The sequence below is a fragment of the Parasphingorhabdus marina DSM 22363 genome (assembly GCF_900128895.1).
Classification (GTDB): Bacteria; Pseudomonadota; Alphaproteobacteria; order Sphingomonadales; family Sphingomonadaceae; genus Parasphingorhabdus; species Parasphingorhabdus marina.
Genome location: NZ_FSQW01000001.1, coordinates 929,756 through 945,004, shown reverse-complemented (window position 1 = coordinate 945,004; position 15,249 = coordinate 929,756). Strand labels below are relative to the sequence as shown.

The following is a 15,249-nucleotide window of genomic DNA, read 5'->3' as shown; positions in this document are numbered from 1 at the left end:
CCGTTGTCCTTTCTACGAATCTATCTAGTGATAGGTAGGTAACACTGGAATCAGACTTGTGCAACACCTATCTTGTGATAGGCAGAATTGCAGGAGACAGAAAATCAGCAATACCCGCGAACAGATACTGGACATTGCCGAAACCGGTTACCGGCAAGGCGGATTTGACGGGCTGAGCTTTCGGGATATCGCGGATGAGCTCGGAATTAAAAGCGCATCCGTGCATTATCATTTCCGGCACAAGGAAGATCTCGGCTCCGCGGTGGTCCAGCGCTATGCTGAGGAATTGCTCGCGCGGCTGGGGGAACCCGACAACCCGGCCGAAACGTCGGGCGATCGGCTCGAACGTCTCATAAATGCCTATAAAGCGGCTTATGCAGAGGGGAAAAGCAGTTGTCTTTGCGCGGTGCTTGGTTCGGTCAATCCTCACCTCCCGCCCGCCGTACAAAAGGCGATCCGACAGTTTTTCTCAAGACTGCTGCTATGGGCTGAACAGGGGAAAATCCGCAATCCGGCCCAGATTGTATCGGCCCTGCAGGGCGCGATGATCCTGTCGGTTGCCACGGGTGATGCCGGCCATCTTGATCGGGTAGCACAAGACCTGGCTGGAGCGACCTGAATGTCGGCATTCTATGTCGTTCCCCTCGCCTTCATCCTGGGGTTTGCGCTCGGGCGAGCCGCCACCTGCACCGTCGCCGCAACCCAGCGCTGGATCGTGGATGGCAAGACCGACTGGCTGTTCGGCTTGCTGATTGTCGCCAGCTGGGCCGCACTGGTGCTGTTCGTCCTGGTTGAATTTACCGGCAGAGCACATATTCCGCTCGATATCGAAATCACTGGCCAGTTGTTTTTTGGGGCGGCGCTGATGGGACTGGGCGCGATGATCAACCGGGGCTGCTTTGTCGGAACGGTGGGCTATATCGGGACCGGAAAATTCAGCTATATCCTGAGCTTTGTCGGCCTCGCCATCGCACTCTGGCTGGCCCGGTCCGATGTCCTGAACCTGTTCGGTCCGGTAGAATTCCTGCCCCGGACACCGGTCTCCGAAAGCGTTACCAAGCAGGTTGCATTAGGCCTATTTGGCCTGTTTTGTCTGGTCAGCCTCTGGATGGTTTTTGTGAAACGCCAGAAAGTCTATCTCGCGCTGATTGCCATCGGAATAAGTGCTGCGACCATTTACGGAACCCGCCCCGAATGGGCCTATACGGCACAGCTGAACAGCTTCCTGCAGGGTCAGGGCCTGTCGGTTGGCAAGACAATCGAACTGGCCGTCATCGCCCTTTTCGCTGGCGCGATCTTCTCCAGCTGGCTCAAGGACAGGTTCCGGCCGGAACTGGGCAGCTGGAAATTTGCGCTCGCCAATCTGAGCGGGGGGTTCCTGATGGGTATTGGCGCCAGTGCGGTTCCCGGCGGAAATGACATATTGCTCATGTGGACGATCCCCGGCCTGACCCTTTACGGCGTGGTCGCCTATCTGGTGATGATAACGGCCATCGCGCTGGCAATGCTGTTCGGGAAGCATGTCATGCCCAAAATCAGCGGCCGGTTTCAGCCCGCATCGGGTGGCGCGAATATTTCCTGAAAAGTAAAGGCCTTGGTCTTCGGACCATATTTCTCGAGAAAGCGGACACGGGCGATCGCCTCTGCCGGATCCGGCCGGTGGCCCTCTGGAATCCACCACAGCGCCATGCGGGACACTGTGCTGTCGAACCATTCTTCCCGGCGCTTCAAAACCGCCACATGATCCATCTGTCGATAGACAAAGTTCCGGAGGGACTCGACATCCTTCCAGACCGACAGATTCACGACAAGATTGGGGTCGACGCTGGAACCCGCGGGGATATCCAGCGCGTTGCCGTTTTCTCCCTGCAGCCGCCACACAAACCCGGGAGCGGCATCGGCCGCCGCATTGACCTTTTCAAGTGCATCGACGAAGTCCTTGTTGACCGGATCATCCTTGGGCCGTCGAAAGTTGGCAACATTGACCTGGGCCAGATGATATCCGCTCATTCCAGGGCTTCGGCGATCAACCGGCGCGTGTTTTCAATGCCGTAAAGCGCAATGAAACTTCCCATGCGCGGTCCCTGGGCGCTACCCAGCAGGGTCTCGTACAGGGCCTTGAACCAGTCCCGCAGATTGTCAAAACCGCCTTCCTTGCCTATCGTGTAGACGATGGTCTGGATATCCTCGGCCGGTGTATCAGGTGCCAGATCAGCCAATTGACCGTCCAGTCGTTCCAGTGCGGCGACTTCGACGCCTTGGGGTTTGCGGCGGTTCAGCGACGGCGCAATGAAATCCCGGTGATAGGCCATGGCATTGCCGATCAGCTCGTCCAGATCCGGATATTTGTCCGGCGTGGCGTCTGGTGCATATTGGCGGAGATAGCCCCAGATCTGCTCGCGATCCGCATCGCCCATTACGCCAACCAGATTCAGCAGCAGGCCAAAGGTCACGGGAATCGTGTCCTCGGGCACATCCCCATTGTGCACATGATGCACCGCATTACCGAGCCGCTTGTCCGGCGCCTGGTCATGCCAGTTGGCGCGGAACTGGAAATATTCGTCCACTGCCTTGGGAATCACGCCCATATGCAGCTGCTTGGCCGATTTCGGTTCGCGGTAAATGTAGAAAGCGAGGCTGGTCTCGGATCCGTAACGCAACCATTCCTCGAGACTCAGGCCATTGCCCTTGGACTTCGAGATCTTCTCTCCCTTTTCATCGAGGAACATCTCGTAGATCAGGCCTTCCGGTTTGCGCGCGCCCAGCACCTTGGCGATCTTGCCTGACTGGATGCCGCTGTCGGTCAAATCCTTGCCATACATTTCATAGTCCACACCAAGCGCGGTCCAGCGCATCGCCCAGTCGACTTTCCATTGCAGTTTGGCGCCACCTGAAAAGATACTGTGCTCGATCAACTCGCCATCATCCTCGAACCTTACCAGTCCGCTTTCAGGGTCGACGACTTCTACGGGCACCTGCAACACATGGCCTGTCTTCGGGCTGATCGGCAATACCGGCGAATAGGTCGCCTGGCGTTCCTTGCCGAGTGTTGGCAGCATGATGTCCATGATCTGCTGATAGCGGGCCAGCACCAGCTTCAGCGTCTCGTCAAACGCGCCACTTTGATATTGTTCTGTCGACGACATGAATTCATAGTCAAAGCCATATTGGTCCAGAAACTCGCGGAGCATGGCGTTGTTGTGCGCTGCAAAGCTGTCATATTTTCCGAACGGGTCCGGTACCTGTGTCAGCGGTTTGTCCAAATGCTCAGCCAGCATGTCCTGATGGGGTACGTTAGTCGGGACCTTTCGGAACCCGTCCATGTCGTCCGAAAAGGCAATGAGCCGGGTCGGATTGCCGGTCAGCGTTTCATAGGCATGCCGCACCATGGTGGTGCGCAGCACCTCGTTGAATGTGCCGATATGCGGCAGGCCCGACGGCCCGTAGCCGGTCTCGAACAGCATCGGTTCTCCGCCCGGTTTGGGAGCGGGCGCACCGCGCTCGCCGCGGTAGCGTTTCAACAGCTTGCGGGCTTCCTCGAACGGCCAGGCCTTGGATTTTTGTGCTGCGTCTCGATAGTCCGTCATTTTTGTCCCGCGATTATCTGGGTGGCGATTGAATAAGTTGGCAATGCGCCAATAAACGCCTTAGCCTGTATAGCAAGTTGCAACAGGACAAAAACTGGAGATTTGGAATGGGCATGTTGATCGCCGGAGTGCTTCTGTGGAGCATTGTGCATTTGATGAAATCCGTAACGCCGGGCGTGCGGGGCAGTATCCGGGGCGCGATTGGCGATGGCTCGCATCAGGGCCTGGTTGCCCTCCTCATTTTGACGTCGGTTGGCCTGATGGTTTTCGGATGGCGATCGGTGCCCGCTGAATTTGTCTATGACGCACCACTTTGGGGTCGCCATCTCAACATGCTGCTGATGTTGGTGGCGCTTTATCTCATTGCCGTGGCACAAGGCAAATCGCGGGTCAAACAGTGGATCAGACACCCCATGCTGACAGGCGTGCTGATCTGGGCCGCCGGTCATCTGGTTGCCAATGGCGACAACAAATCTCTGGTCCTGTTTGGCGGTCTCGGGCTCTGGGCGCTGATTTCAATCTTCACGGTGTCCCGCAACGAAGGCCCCTGGGTCAAGCCCGAAGAAGTTGCCACCGTCGGTCGCGAGGTTTTGAGCGTGGTTGTTGTTCTGGTTCTCTACACCATCTTGTTCGGGGCCCATCGTTTCCTGTCCGGCGTTGCTCTGGTCGGACCCAACGCACCCTGAACCGACTGATCGACCCTTGACCAGGAAACGCCTTCCCTATCCCGCACTCCACGCCAGTCACAGCGGAATCTGGATTTGCGACACAGAAGGCCGTGCACAGGCAATCAGCAAGGGAGAAGCAATCGGACGGGTGGCAGAAACGCCACATGTTTTCCTGAACGCCCCGCTGGTCGGCCAGAGACTGGGTTATCCGGATCTGTCCGGCCTCGACCTGCTGGAGCTTTTTGCGTTCATCCACCCCGCCAGGTTCACCGTGCCAACGCCGGCGGGCCTGGCGAAGACACTCGAAATGGAACTTCCGAATGATGAGTCGGAAACGGCCGCTTTCTATCAGCAAGCGGCCGTCCGGTTGCTGGCCATACTTTCGGATTCGGACTGGGCTGAGAGAGAGGGGGCGTGGAGCAGCGCACAGGCACTGCACCGATTGCGATGGCCGTGGGCGGCGGAAGTATCCCGGCAAATTGAAAAACCGGTGGGCCCGGAACGCTGGCTCTTCTCGAAACTGGCGGAATGGGAAGAAATGTCGCCCCGGCCAGCTCCCAAGGCCGTCCATCTGGAAGAACAGGAGACGCTGGATCAGCTGAACGCACTTACCGGCACCGGATCGGAAGATCGCAAAGGACAGAAAAACTACGCCGCTGCGGTTGCGCAAATTTTTGAGCCTCGAAGGATTCGCGGCGCACCGAATATGTTGCTCGCCGAAGCCGGCACCGGCATCGGCAAGACTCTGGGTTATCTTGCACCAGCTTCCTTGTGGTCAGCGAAGGCCGGTGGTGCAGTCTGGGTTTCCACTTTCACGAAAGCCCTGCAACGACAGCTCGATCGGGAAACACGGCGCATTTATCCGGATGAAAGCGTGTTCCGCGAAAAAGTCGTCGTCCGGAAGGGCCGCGAAAACTATCTCTGCCTGCTGAATCTGGAAGATGCGTTGCAAGGAGGATTTGCGGGCCGGGCAGCAATCCTGGCACATCTTGTGGCACGCTGGGCGGCCTATTCCAAAGATGGCGACATGGTGGGGGGCGATCTGCCAGGCTGGCTCACAACCCTCTTCCGCCGCAACGGCTCCACGGCTCTGACCGATCGGCGAGGCGAATGTGTCTATGCCGGGTGCCCGCACTACAGAAAATGCTTCATTGAGAAGGCCAGCAGGGCCAGCCAGCAGGCAGATATCGTTATTGCCAACCACGCGCTGGTCATGGTGAATGCCGCCCGCGGAAGGGAAAAACAATCTGCGCCAACCCGACTGATTTTCGACGAAGGCCATCATCTTTTTGATGCGGCAGACTCAATGTTTGCGGCCCGGCTCAGCGGGCAGGAGGCGATCGAGATTCGGCGCTGGGTCATCGGACCGGAAAGCCGCAATCGCGGTCGCCGCCGCGGTCTGGCAGCGCGTCTGGGCGATGTGGCCTCCTATGATGAAGAGGGCGGCCGCGCGATCGAAAGCGCCCGTCACGCCGCAGAGGCCTTTCCGGGGGACGGCTGGCTGGCCCGGGTCAACGAAGGCGAGCCTTTCGGGCCGATAGAAGCCCTTTTGGGAGAAGTCCGCAGCATGGTGTTTTCGCGAGATGAGAGCAACAGTGCGGACGCTGGCTATGGCCTTGAAACCGAACTCAGCGATGTTGCAGGCCCGCTCGTCGAGGCAGTGGCCAGCGCGGCAGAATCTATTGATGCTCTGTTACGGCCGTTGATCCAGCTTGGTCAGCGTATGGAGCATCTCATCGAAGAAGGCCCCGACTGGATGGATGCGCCGGCCCGGGCGCGCATGGAGGGGGCCCTGTCCAGTCTGGGGTGGCGCTGCGATACACTGTCAGGATGGCTCGCCCTGCTCTCGCGAATCGGCGGACCCGCAGATCCGGATTTTGTCGACTGGCTAATGGTCGACCGGTTCGAGGGACGCGAATATGACATCGGTATTTGCAGGCACTGGCTGGACCCGACCATACCGGTGACCGAAACCGTCACCAAACCGGCCCATGGCGTAATGATTACTTCCGCCACATTGCGCGGAGGAGGTGACTGGGATACCGCCCGTGCCCGCAGCGGTACCGTACATCTGGAGCATGCGGCGAGCGAATTCGCGGTTGCCAGTCCTTTCAATTATCCGGAACAGGCCAAGGTCATCATTGTGACTGACGTAAAACGGGGAGACATGCCAGGACTGGCAGGGGCCTATGCCCAGCTGATCGAGGCCTCCGGTGGTGGAACTCTGGGACTGTTCACTGCCATCCGTCGCTTGCGGGCAGTCTACGCCCGGATTGCCGATCGCATGGCCCGCAGCGGATTGCCGGTCTATGCCCAGCATGTCGATCCAATCGATACGGGTACATTGGTAGATATTTTCCGCGATGACCCTCGTGCCAGTCTGCTCGGCACCGATGCCCTGCGAGACGGCGTCGATGTTCCGGGAAACAGCTTGCGGCTGGTCGTAATGGAGTCGGTTCCCTGGCCCCGTCCTGACATTCTCCATCGCGCCCGCAGACTGGCTGGGGGAGGAAGCGCCTATGATGACCGGATCATCCGGGCGCGCCTGGCCCAGGCCTTTGGCCGCATCATCCGGCGGGCAGATGACCGCGGACATTTCGTGATATTGTCGCCGGCATTTCCCTCACGCCTGTTCAGTGCCTTTCCGGACGGAACACCAATTGAGCGCATGTCACTCCACCAGGCGCTTGAGGAAATCCGGTCAACAAATCCACATTCCGGACAATCCGGCCTTTCCCGTGACATATCTTTCGGGCATGAAACCGGAATATGAAAAAGCTCTTTCTATTGCGGCATGCCAAATCCAGCTGGGACGATCAGGTCGCCCGGGATTTTGATCGCCCCCTGAACGACAAGGGGAAACGTGCAGCCGCCACCATTGGCACATTTGTAAAACGCGAAAATCTCACTTTTGATCTTGTTCTCGCTTCCCCGGCGGTCAGAGTGATTGAAACGCTGGAGCATTTTGAAGAAGCGTGCGGGCTCGCAATCGAACCACAATGGGATCGCCGGATTTACCTCGCATCGTCAGTAACCCTCATTGATGTTTTGCGCGGTGCAAATGACGAAGCAGAATCGGTGCTAATGGTTGGCCACAATCCCGGCCTGGAAGATCTGGTGTTCGATCTTGTCCCTGATGACGGATCATCTGCAGCCAGGGACGAAGTGGAAACCAAATATCCCACTGCAGCTTTTGCCGAGCTGAGTTTGGCAGTCGAAAAGTGGGAAGATGTTGCCGACAATTGCGGTTCGCTGGACCGGTTCACCCGGCCGCGCGATCTGGACCCTTCGCTCGGCCCCAAATATAACTGAGCAATCAGGCTTCGCTGAGAGCCCGGGACATCCGGTTACGGATATTTTTCAGCTCGGCAACAATCAATCCGCTGTCCTCCTGAACCGCCGGTGCCATCGGGATGGCGGCCGGTTCTGCAGGACGGCGTGATTTTCGCGATGTCAGATATTTGCGCGCACCCTTGATGGTGTAGCCTTCCTCGTTGAGCAGACGGTTTATGGTTTTAACCATCTCGACATCTTCCGGTCTGTAGTGGCGCCGGGCACCGGCCCGTTTCAGTGGCTGTAACATCGCAAACTGGTCTTCCCAGTAGCGGAGGATGTGAGCCTTGATTCCCAGCTCCCTGGAAAGTTCGCCAATTGTCCGGAACGCCCCTTTGTCTTTTGCAATATCACTCATGTTACACTCTCAGGAACTGGTAATTTAGCCCGCGGCTATGATGCGGTCACGCATCGTCTGGCTGGCGCGGAAGGTCAGCACGCGACGCGGTGCGATAGGGACTTCCACTCCGGTTTTGGGGTTTCTGCCAGTCCGCTCACCCTTGTCGCGCAGCACAAATGTACCAAAGCCGGAAATCTTGACATTCTCGCCACTGACCAGCGCCTCGATCATGAAGTCAAGAATGGATTCCACCATGACGGCGCTATCTGCACGCGAAAGACCAACCTGCCGATTCATTGTATCGGCGAGATCTGCGCGGGTAAGTGTGCTGCTGAAGTTCATGTAAATATCTCCCAGTAAGAGATTGAAAATCTTGCTCTTGATATAGGGCAGACTCTCAAATTTGTAAATCTTAACAGTGGATTTTGCCCTTTTTGCGGGATAAGCGGTGACGATGACTGCATCTACAGCCCCCGATTCCGAATCCGCTACTGTTCCGGACATTTCGCTCGCCCAGTTGCTCCAGCAATGCGGAGCAGGCGGGGAGAGCAATCCTGTGCAATTGCCTCAGGGCTGGACGCAAGGGCGTACCGCTTTCGGCGGCCTGTCAACCACATTAGCCTACCATGCTGCCAGCCACATTGAACCTGATCTGCCGCCTTTGCGCTCCTGCCAAGTGTCATTTACCGGCCCGTTGTCAGGAGAACTCACGGCAAAGACGGAAATGCTCAGAAGAGGCCGCAACACGGCGTTTGTGCAGGCAGATCTTTACGGTGAAAAGGGACTCGGCCTGCACTGCAACTTCATCTTTGCGGCACCCCGCACCACCAGCATCACGGCTTTTGAAATGGAGAAGCCCGAATTCCCGCCAATTCCTTCTGCGACAGAGCTTCACAGTGGGCCGGCGCAATTTTTTACTTCGAAGATGGAGTTTGTTGGCAAGCGGATTGACACAAGCATCAAAACCCATCGCCTGACGCGCTGGATGCGGTTGAAAGACCGAAAGGGTCTGGATCCGGTAGCCGAAATCCTTTGCATGGGGGACAGTTTGCCGCCTTCGATCATGGGCATGCTCGACAAAAACGCGATGGTCAGTTCGATGAACTGGCAAGTCAATATTGTCGCGGAAAAGATCGCCACGCAGGACGGCTGGTGGCTGATTGATTCCCGCACCCACCATGCCGATCATGGCGCGTCCAGCCAATATATGTCCATCTGGAACAGCGAGCAGGAACTCATGGCCACCGGGATGCAGAGCGTCGCCTACTACGCCTGATTTTCGGGCCGGATTTTCGCGCATTTCAAAAAAATCCTGCCATTTGCCATTTCGCAACAAGCGACATCGCGATTCGACCTAGACAGTTCTGGCCGCAACAAGCGGCAGATAACAGGGCCTCTTACCCCCCTTTCCTGAATGATCGGGAATCGAGATGCCTTTGATTTAAGGAGAATGACGATGAAAATGACGAAGATACTGGCAGCCTCTGCTGCTGTAGCTGCTCTGTCCATTGGCGCCCCCGCCATGGCTCAGCAAGCACAGGACAATGACAACAACACGACAGGCGCTGCTGGCAACAACAGCGACACGATCGTGGTCAATGACCTGCTTGATGTGTATCTGCAGGCGCAGGACAACTCGCAGGACAATGACTCGCTCACTGTCGGTGATGTGAACAGCAACAACACGGCCAACACCATTACGGCCACGCAATTGCTGCTCGCTGTCAACACCAACTCCAACATGCAGGAAGTTGTTGACATGAACACCACTGGTGGCGGCAACAACAACCACAATAGCGGCGACAACTATGTCAATGGCAGCGCATTTGCAGCCTTTGCCGGTATTCTGGATGCGTCATTCAGCAGTGGCACAAACTCCAATGCCCAGTCGGGCAGCAACATTGCTGCGCAAGGTACAATTACCTTCTGACTGTAAATGGTCGGGCCGGAGCGAACCGCATGCCCCGGCCCGATCACCCTTCGTGATCGGGAGCGAGAACAATGAAAAATTATCTATTGGCACTGATGATTGGTGCTGTCGCATCGAGCGCTACCAACGCTGCAGCGCAATCGGCTACGGAACTGACCGCGCCGGAACTGACCGCTGCGGCACGAACCACGATAGTGCAGCCCGAATCCAGCGCCGAGAATGATGATGTAGTGACACCCGCAGCATCCGATCTGCTTTCCTCCGTCCTGTCGCCTGAAGAGTTGAACAGAATGAGCAGCGGAAACCAGATCGCGATCAACAATCAGGCATTTATTGCCGAGAATACCGGCAACACAATCGATGGCGACTATACTGCAGGCGACGTCAATTTTTCCGACGACGCTTTCTCCAGCTTTAACGGCCTGGGCAATATTGTTGTCAATACCGGTGCCCAGTCTTCCTTGCAGGCTGGCATGAGCATAACGATCAACGTTAACGAGTAGGCCGGAACAATGTCCCGCCAATCTGCATATGCAAAATCGCCCCCGTCACTTGGAAGGCTTCTGAAGCGCAGCACACTCGCTCTTTGCGGCCTGGCTGTTGCTTATAGCGGTACCGCCAGCGCTGAAGTACGCTTGGGTCGGGAAGCGACGGGTGGCGATTTTTCGATTGGTGTGATGACCTGGTGGGACATTCCCTTTCGATCAGTTGTCCGCCAGCGCTATGATTTCAGCTGCGGGTCGGCAGCAGTGGCAACCCTTCTTACTTATCACTATGATCGCCCGACCGACGAACGGGCTCCGTTCCGGGCGATGTGGGCTCTCGGGGACAAGGAAACCATCCGCAAAGTGGGTTTTTCCATGCTCGACATGCGCAATTACCTGCAATCGATCGGCTATCGCGCGGAGGGATTCAATCTGAAACCCGAACAGCTTTATCAAGTGAAGCGGCCGGTAATAGTCCTGCTCGACCTCGACGGCTTCAAGCATTTTGTCGTAGTCAAGGGCCAGACCAAGGATCAGGTTCTTGTCGGCGACTCCATCCTGGGTCTCAGCAAATACTCACTAGAGGATTTCAGCAAATACTGGAACGGAGTCGCGCTGGCGATCGTGGACGGACCGATCAAGAAGCGACCTGTCTACAATCTCGCGGGCGACTGGAACCCCTGGTCGCGTGCTCCACTGGATCAGGTATCCGCCACCGCCGAGGTCGGAGACCTCACCACCCATCTTCCCCCCTTGTATCAACTGACTCCCGAGTTTTTGCTCGATGTCCGGGTTGGTACTGTCAGATGAGAGACGAACAATGCAATATTCTGCCAAAATAGCTTTTTCCCTGGCTCTGGCTTCCATGATTTGCCCCCAGGCCGCTGATGCTGCCCCCCCAGCTGCGGCCGATCTGCCCGCACTTGTTTCAGATGAGGATCTGGACAAGCTGCGTGGCGGATTCGTCTGGTCAGGCCTCAACATTAATTTCGGGGCCGATATCCGGACCTATGTCGACGGCAATCTGCTTTTGCACACCGTCCTTAACTGGACGGAGGCCGGAGCAGAAACAGTCCAGACTGCAGCTCCAGGCCTGACGGCTGCCGATGCGGACTCGTTGCAGAACGGAGTTCTTGCCAACGGCAATATTCGCATGAAAGTCGGAGATTCGCCGGTTTTTCTCATCAATGACGGAAAAACCGCGATCCAGCATGACACATCCGGCGGGATCCGGAACATGCTGATCAACACCGCCAATGGCTTTAACAGCGTCCAGGAAGTGGAAGCCCGTCTTGATCTGTCGGGTTATGAAGGTTTCAACGCCAGCATGGCACTGGACAGGATCAAGGGCGCTCTTGATGTTGCGAGTGACCAGGCCGCTATTGGCGCATTGCTGAATTGAACAAGCTCTCTGTCCCGGACCATTCCCCGGACAAAGATGCCGCTGCAAACGTCGGAGTTTGCAGCGGCCTTTTTTTGGATTCTACAGAGCTATCAGAAGCGGAAGGGGATGCGCATCGTGATCCCGACATCCGGGGCATCTTCGGTGACGCCAAACTGGAACCCCAGATTAAGAGACTGTCGCCGGCTCAACCGGTAAGACATGCCGAAGTTGAATGATCCCACCTGGATATCATTGCTGTTCTGGACCGTGTCCCCAAGCTCGGTGCGGGTAGAAAAGATGTAATTATGACGGTAGCCCAGCGAAAAAGAAAACCTGGGGTTGAGCGCAAACCCGAAGCCGACGCTGGCATTGATCGCATCGCCCGGGTCGACATTTCCGACGAGGACATCGCCGACAATACGGTCAATGTCGCGCTCGATGTTCCAGAGATATCCGAGACCACCATAAATGACTACCGGATCAGAGGGCAGCAGGAAACTGATGCTGGGCTGGATTCCCCAGAAGCCGGAACCGGTAGCGAGACCGGTGGCAACGCCAAATTCGTCAAACGGCACTTCGTAGGGGCTCACACCGGTATCCGTTTTTACGCGCAAGCCTGCCACCCAAATCGGGTTTTGTGCTTTTGGCGTATTGAGCTGGTACCGGAGCGAGAACTCAGCGTCTCCGATATCTGTGGCATTCAGGCCGATTTCCCGGACAATCTGGTCTTCTCGCTGCTGGACGACCTGGATGCGATCCTTGCGATACAGCAAGGGAATGCGGCCCTCGATTTCCAGCCGGCGGGTCAGGCCGTAACGCATCGCAAATGTTCCGATCACGGTATCCCGGTCCGCATCGCTTGCTTCGATAGCCCCGATCTGAATCCCGGGAATCAATTCGATCCCGCGGAATACCAGCCTGTTGGTCGATGATCGGGTATATTCAATCGATGGATCCAGAACAAACTGACCCTGGGGTGTCAGGACGCCCTGGCCTTCCGGGACAGCTTCCACTTTCTGTTCGATATTGGTCGCCTGGGGCGGTGCTTCCCCAACCGGGCTCTCCGGCAAAGGGACATCCGCATCGGGACCCGGTCCTGACTGTACGGCCGCTTCAGCCAGCAAGTCCTGCTGAATTCCTGCGCCGCGCATGCGGGAAAGCCTGAACGGTGACTCGACCGACGGTGCTGCGGCGCGAATCAGATCGTCGCGCAGTTCCAGCTGCCGGATCTTGCTGTTCTGGGTCTGAATCAGGGCACGCTGATCCGCAATCAGCTTCTTCTGCTCCGCCAGTTCTGCACGGATGGCGGTCAGTGCCCCGAGAATATCGGCATTGTCTGTTCCGACGTCCCTGACTTCCGGTTGCGGAGTGGGACGACGGCTATCGGCTGCAACTGGACGCGCCGATTGTTTTGGTTCCTCCTGTCGTTTGGCTTGGGGTTTCAATGCCTGAAGCCTGGCCATGATTCTTGCGGTTTCGGCTTTGGCTTCATCTGGGCTGAGGTCTTTTGAAACCGGCACGGGATCCGGAGCCGTAACCGTTGTTGCAGCTTCGGCATCGATTGCGGTTCCTGCAATAACAATGGCAGGTATCGTGACAAGACAGGATTTCGGTAACGGGGGTATAAATGTCATTGGGGTTCTCCCTTCATGGCTACAGGGACTAAGTCCTCAAGCAGCAGTTCGGTCGCCGAGGCATTGATCGGCGCGGGGGTGAATTTCGGCACAGCCGACAGGGGCGGTGCTGTCCTGATATTCTCCTGCAAGGCGGCAAAGTCCGGAATAGTTGGCAATGGCGACAGAATGCCGGCCATTGACCTTGATCAGTCCCTGGCGGGCGAGTTCGCTGAAGGTCCGGCTGATGGTATGGATCGTAAGTCCGAGAAAATCGGCAATATCGCTACGCGACATCGGCAAACGAATATTCTGGTCATCCAGCGCCTGTTGTTGAAGGCACAAAAGAAAAGCCGCCAGCTTTTCGGAAGCCGTTCTGTGTCCCATGATGAAGAGATACCTTTGCGCTGTCGACATGGCGCGGAACAGCATCGAGACGGTTTCGTCGAGCTGCGGTCCGGGTTGGCGGCCGGAAATGATATCCCCGACGCGGTAGCAACGAACCGTGACTTCGGTGACGGCCTCTGCGGCCGTGCCATAATATCCGTAGTCTGCGCCGAAAACGTCTCCACTGAAGAAAAAACCCGTCAGATGCCGGTTTCCGTCCATATGAAAACGACAGGTACGCACGGTACCACGAACCACTTCATACCAACGCGTGGCTTTTTGCCCTTCGTCAAATATGAGCTGGCCTGGCCGAAACCTGAGTGCGGTTGTTCGCAAGTGTGATTTCGCCCCGTGATTGCTGCGGGGCGGCAAAAGTGTAGATTGCATTCGTGCTGTCTCCTCTCAAGACCTCAGCACGACCCTGAATTTTCGCTGCAGCGGACAGGCTTTGTCCTTGCTGCATCCTCATACGCATCTGTGTTTTTGATGAAGCAATTGTACGGCAGCCGCCCGGCTCCGGTCTATCCTGCGATTCCCCTGTCCAGAATGACAGGCAATTTCCTGTGGCAGTATTTGCTTAGTAGAATCCCCAGCAATTTTCGCCAAAATATGTAAAATGCTGTAAAATCAGATGCTTGATCGGGGCCATTTTATCCTATCCGATGGGCCAGCAGGCAAGTTAAAACGCTAACAATTGTTGCGCAGAAATGTTATTGTCCGATTTCGTCTCGCGACCGTATCTGTGGAGGGAACCACCGTTCATCGCAACAGTCTGGCCAGTTTGGTCGAGAAATTTCACGAGTAATTCCCGGCTCTTTCGAGGCGTCACTGCGTCTTGAACTTTGAGCGAGCGGGGATCTGATCCGGGGGCACATAAGATTGGCACGAGCAATCGTGCGTTTCGCTGCTTCAGGAGGTGAACCAGTTGATGTTACAACATGGAAATTTCAGCAACGGCCCGGTTCTCACATTGCGGGAATCGGAAATATTGGAGTTTGTCGCGCAGGGACTGTCGACCAAGGAAGTCGCACTCCTGGTCGGGATCGCCCCCCGGACAGTGGATCGACATGTTGAAAATGTCCGTCTGAAACTCCGGGCGAAAAACCGGACCCACATGATCGCCTGTGCGGTTATGGAAGGTTTGCTCGATGTCGACAGAAATCCGCCGGAGGAAGCCGTGAACGGCTGAAAGCCTGATATCACTCAATCAGCGCGGCCACCAGTCAAGGCCGCACCAGGACACAGTATCTCAAATTTCGATGTGCCGGCAATGGTGGACAGGATAGGATTCGAACCTATGTACGCTTGCGCGGGCAGATTTACAGTCTGCTGCCTTTAACCACTCGGCCACCTGTCCCCAAAACATCGAGACTTTCAAATGCCTCGATGATTGCGAATTGCCCTGATCGGGCAAGTGCGGCTCAATGACGAAACCGCGCCTGCCTGTCAATGCCCTGTCTCACAATATCAGCCACAAAAACCGGTTATGCCCTGAAAAAAGTGCTGTTCGGACCGGCTGGAG

General features: G+C 56.6%; 17 protein-coding genes and 1 tRNA gene. 11 read left to right on the top strand and 7 right to left on the bottom strand.

Going from position 1 to position 15,249, the window contains the following annotated elements; genetic code table 11:
* The first annotated feature begins 58 nt into the window (after positions 1-58).
* On the top strand, positions 59-619 hold the full coding sequence (locus tag BUQ90_RS04735) for a TetR/AcrR family transcriptional regulator (protein WP_074203942.1): 561 nt from the start codon (positions 59-61) through the stop codon (positions 617-619).
* Complete coding sequence (locus BUQ90_RS04730) at positions 620-1,582, top strand: YeeE/YedE thiosulfate transporter family protein (RefSeq protein ID WP_074203941.1); 963 nt, start codon at positions 620-622, stop codon at positions 1,580-1,582.
* Here the strand turns inward: BUQ90_RS04730 and BUQ90_RS04725 are convergent.
* Together BUQ90_RS04725 and BUQ90_RS04720 are read right to left on the bottom strand one after the other, a co-directional pair.
* Positions 1,549-2,010: a DUF3291 domain-containing protein gene (locus BUQ90_RS04725; RefSeq protein WP_074203940.1), complete on the bottom strand. Its 462-nt coding sequence runs from the start codon at positions 2,008-2,010 to the stop codon at positions 1,549-1,551. The two genes, BUQ90_RS04730 and BUQ90_RS04725, sit on opposite strands and share 34 nt — an antisense overlap.
* Positions 2,007-3,587, bottom strand: a complete 1,581-nt coding sequence (locus BUQ90_RS04720) for a lysine--tRNA ligase (RefSeq protein WP_074203939.1) — start codon at positions 3,585-3,587, stop codon at positions 2,007-2,009. Before BUQ90_RS04720 ends, BUQ90_RS04725 begins: the two co-directional genes overlap by 4 nt.
* A 107-nt stretch (positions 3,588-3,694) precedes the next feature.
* Here BUQ90_RS04720 and BUQ90_RS04715 point away from each other — a divergent pair, with 107 nt between their 5' ends.
* Genes BUQ90_RS04715 through BUQ90_RS04705 form a run of 3 tightly spaced genes read left to right on the top strand, consistent with a single transcriptional unit; the run spans position 3,695 to position 7,567 of the window.
* Complete coding sequence (locus BUQ90_RS04715; RefSeq protein ID WP_074203938.1) at positions 3,695-4,273, top strand: NnrU family protein; 579 nt, start codon at positions 3,695-3,697, stop codon at positions 4,271-4,273.
* A gap of 16 nt (positions 4,274-4,289) precedes the next feature.
* Positions 4,290-7,028, top strand: a complete 2,739-nt coding sequence (locus tag BUQ90_RS04710; RefSeq protein WP_074203937.1) for an ATP-dependent DNA helicase — start codon at positions 4,290-4,292, stop codon at positions 7,026-7,028.
* On the top strand, positions 7,025-7,567 hold the full coding sequence (locus BUQ90_RS04705) for a SixA phosphatase family protein (protein WP_074203936.1): 543 nt from the start codon (positions 7,025-7,027) through the stop codon (positions 7,565-7,567). The genes BUQ90_RS04710 and BUQ90_RS04705 overlap by 4 nt, the downstream gene beginning before the upstream one ends.
* A gap of 4 nt (positions 7,568-7,571) precedes the next feature.
* Here the strand turns inward: BUQ90_RS04705 and BUQ90_RS04700 are convergent, their stop codons facing one another.
* Positions 7,572-7,946 carry a MerR family transcriptional regulator gene (locus tag BUQ90_RS04700; protein ID WP_074203935.1) on the bottom strand — a complete coding sequence of 125 codons (375 nt, stop codon included), beginning with the start codon at positions 7,944-7,946 and terminating at the stop codon, positions 7,572-7,574.
* Positions 7,947-7,970: 24 nt separating this feature from the next.
* Complete coding sequence (locus BUQ90_RS04695; RefSeq protein ID WP_074203934.1) at positions 7,971-8,270, bottom strand: integration host factor subunit alpha; 300 nt, start codon at positions 8,268-8,270, stop codon at positions 7,971-7,973.
* 112 nt (positions 8,271-8,382) lie between these two features.
* Here BUQ90_RS04695 and BUQ90_RS04690 point away from each other — a divergent pair, with 112 nt between their 5' ends.
* The 5 genes from BUQ90_RS04690 to BUQ90_RS04670 all read left to right on the top strand — a co-directional run bounded on the left by BUQ90_RS04690 (position 8,383) and on the right by BUQ90_RS04670 (position 11,745).
* Positions 8,383-9,204: a thioesterase family protein gene (locus BUQ90_RS04690; protein WP_084192487.1), complete on the top strand. Its 822-nt coding sequence runs from the start codon at positions 8,383-8,385 to the stop codon at positions 9,202-9,204.
* A 180-nt stretch (positions 9,205-9,384) separates the two neighbouring features.
* A complete protein-coding gene (locus BUQ90_RS04685; RefSeq protein WP_074203933.1) occupies positions 9,385-9,858 on the top strand; it encodes a hypothetical protein in 474 nt (157 codons plus the stop codon).
* 71 nt (positions 9,859-9,929) lie between these two features.
* A complete protein-coding gene (locus tag BUQ90_RS04680; protein ID WP_074203932.1) occupies positions 9,930-10,361 on the top strand; it encodes a hypothetical protein in 432 nt (143 codons plus the stop codon).
* Positions 10,362-10,370: 9 nt separating this feature from the next.
* Positions 10,371-11,153 (top strand): C39 family peptidase, encoded by a 783-nt coding sequence (locus BUQ90_RS04675; protein ID WP_084192486.1) that lies wholly within the window; start codon positions 10,371-10,373, stop codon positions 11,151-11,153.
* Positions 11,154-11,163: 10 nt separating this feature from the next.
* Positions 11,164-11,745, top strand: coding sequence for a hypothetical protein (locus BUQ90_RS04670; protein WP_074203931.1), 582 nt, complete (start codon positions 11,164-11,166; stop codon positions 11,743-11,745).
* Positions 11,746-11,837: 92 nt separating this feature from the next.
* Here BUQ90_RS04670 and BUQ90_RS04665 read toward each other — a convergent pair whose 3' ends face one another.
* Both BUQ90_RS04665 and BUQ90_RS04660 read right to left on the bottom strand, forming a co-directional pair.
* The gene (locus tag BUQ90_RS04665) at positions 11,838-13,361 is read right to left on the bottom strand and encodes a transporter (RefSeq protein ID WP_204244733.1); all 1,524 of its coding nucleotides are present in this window, start codon (positions 13,359-13,361) and stop codon (positions 11,838-11,840) included.
* A gap of 36 nt (positions 13,362-13,397) precedes the next feature.
* The gene (locus BUQ90_RS04660; RefSeq protein ID WP_084192485.1) at positions 13,398-14,114 is read right to left on the bottom strand and encodes a helix-turn-helix domain-containing protein; all 717 of its coding nucleotides are present in this window, start codon (positions 14,112-14,114) and stop codon (positions 13,398-13,400) included.
* A gap of 541 nt (positions 14,115-14,655) precedes the next feature.
* Between BUQ90_RS04660 and BUQ90_RS04655 the strand changes: the two genes are divergently transcribed.
* Positions 14,656-14,916: a helix-turn-helix domain-containing protein gene (locus tag BUQ90_RS04655; protein WP_074203929.1), complete on the top strand. Its 261-nt coding sequence runs from the start codon at positions 14,656-14,658 to the stop codon at positions 14,914-14,916.
* Positions 14,917-14,998: 82 nt separating this feature from the next.
* Here the strand turns inward: BUQ90_RS04655 and BUQ90_RS04650 are convergent.
* A tRNA-Tyr gene (locus BUQ90_RS04650) sits at positions 14,999-15,084 on the bottom strand.
* Positions 15,085-15,249: the final 165 nt, after the last annotated feature.